This window comes from Streptomyces sp. HSW2009 (assembly GCF_040240285.1).
Lineage (GTDB): Bacteria > Actinomycetota > Actinomycetes > Streptomycetales > Streptomycetaceae > Streptomyces.
This window is the reverse complement of record NZ_JBEHZD010000903.1, coordinates 1-1,912: the sequence shown is the minus strand read 5'-3', so window position 1 is coordinate 1,912 and position 1,912 is coordinate 1. Positions and strand designations below refer to the sequence as shown.

At 78.5% G+C, this 1,912-nt stretch carries 2 protein-coding genes; both read left to right on the top strand.

Features of this window, described 5'->3' with window-relative positions:
- Positions 1 to 2: 2 nt before the first annotated feature.
- Entirely contained in the window at positions 3 to 746 is a 744-nt protein-coding gene (locus AAHZ94_RS33410; RefSeq protein WP_349997449.1) for a 16S rRNA (uracil(1498)-N(3))-methyltransferase, read from the top strand.
- A gap of 232 nt (positions 747 to 978) precedes the next feature.
- Positions 979 to 1,710 (top strand): hypothetical protein, encoded by a 732-nt coding sequence (locus tag AAHZ94_RS33405; protein ID WP_349997448.1) that lies wholly within the window; start codon positions 979 to 981, stop codon positions 1,708 to 1,710.
- Positions 1,711 to 1,912 lie beyond the last annotated feature (202 nt).

The following is a 1,912-nucleotide window of genomic DNA, read 5'->3' as shown; positions in this document are numbered from 1 at the left end:
GCGTGACGGCCCCCGTCTTCATCGCCGACACGCTGGCCGGCGCCGCCGCAGGCGGCACGGTGGCGCTGGACGGCCCCGAGGGCCGGCACGCGGTCTCGGTGCGCCGGCTGCGCGTCGGCGAGGAGGTCGTGCTGACCGACGGGGCGGGGCGCGGCGTCAGCGGCGCGGTGGTGGCCGTCGAGGGCAAGGACCGGCTCACCGTGCAGGTGGCCGAGGTACGGGAGGAGCCGGCGGCGCAGCCCCGGATCACCGTCGTCCAGGCGCTGCCCAAGGGCGACCGGGGCGAACTCGCCGTGGAGACCATGACGGAGACCGGCGTCGACGCGATCGTGCCGTGGACCGCGGCGCGCTGCGTCACCCAGTGGCGGGCCGAGCGCGGCACGAAGGCGCTGGCGAAGTGGCGGGCCACCGCGCGCGAGGCGGGCAAGCAGTCGCGCCGGCTGCGCTTCCCCGAGGTGACCGCGGCGATGACCACGCGCGAGGTGGCCGAGGTGCTGGCCGGGGCGGCCTTCGCGGCCGTACTGCACGAGAGCGGCGCCCGGCCGCTGGCCACTGCCGAACTGCCGGCCCAGGGCGACATCGTGCTGGTCGTCGGGCCCGAAGGCGGCGTGGCCCCCGAGGAGTTGGCGGCCTTCGCGGCGGCCGGCGCCCAGCCCTACCGGCTCGGGCCCAGCGTGCTGCGCACCTCGACGGCGGGCACCGCCGCCCTCGCGCTGCTGCTCGGCCGCACGGCGCGCTGGGCGTGAGCGCGGCGGCGCGCGGCGGGAGCCCGGGCGCCGGTGGCGGGCCGGGCGGTGGGCTGGTGGGGTCGCCGGTCGTAGGCGGGCTGGTGTGGTGGCCGCGCGGCTGAGGCGGCTGAGCGACCGAGTGGCCGGGGTCAGCGGGCGGGGGCGGTTCGCGGCGCGGCCCGCAGGCGTGCGGACGACTGGCTGAGGGAGCCCTTCCGCGCACGTGGGAGGCGGTGGCAGGCTGCCGTACATGGGGGCAACAACACGAGCAAGGCGATGGCGGAACACGGCCGTCGCACTGGGCGCGGCAGCCGTCGCGCTGAGCACACTGGCGGCCTGTGACGACGTCGAGGGCGGGTTACGCGCCTCGACCGTCGCGGTCACCACGGACAAGGTGGGCACCCGCGCACTGGAGCGCGGCGGGATCGACGTGCAGTGGCTGACCTGCACGGCACAGCTCAAACGCGCGAAGGACGGCCCGACGGGCAAGCCGAAGTCCACCGGCAAGTCGCAGGTCTCGTGCCGCGGCAAGACCAAGGGCGGACAGGACCTGGAGATCACCGGGACCGTCACCTACGTGCGCGAGGACCGCTGCGTACGGGGCACGCTGGTGGGCACGTTGGCGAACCGGGAGGTCTTCAGGGCCGGGCTGATCGGCGAGTGCGGGGGCGGCCAACCCGCCCAGCACGTCAGCCACCGGCCCACCGCGGCCAAGCCGCCGCACCATCCGCCCTCCCACCGGCCGCCGCCCACGGCCCGGCCCCGCCCGACCACCCCACCGCGACCGACCGCGTCGCGCACCCACGAGCCGCCCCCGCCGCAGCCCACCACGGCCCGGCCCACGGCGGCACCCAGCACACCACCACCCACCGCACGCCCCACCGCGCCGCCTGCCCCGCCGAGCCCGACCGGTGGCAAGAGCGGCGCCAAGTCCGATGACAAGGCTGGTAGCAGCGACAGCGGCAGCGGCCAAGGGCGGTAGGCCGGTGGCCGGGCCGCAGAGCGCCCCGGCCAACGACTGACGATGGCGCGGGGGGGGGGGGCCCCCCGGGGCCCCCCCCGCCGGGGGGCGGGCCCGGCGCCCCGCCCCCCGGGGCCGCCCCCCGGGGGCCCCCCCCCCCCGGGGGGGGGGCCGCGGCGGTGGACAGCGGTGCGGTGCGCCTGTCGGCGAAGCAGGCGCGGAC

Bases quoted from the DNA above. Each gene is read 5' to 3' on its own strand.
- AAHZ94_RS33405 (WP_349997448.1), top strand. From the start codon at position 979: ATGGGGGCAACAACACGAGCAAGGCGATGGCGGAACACGGCCGTCGCA.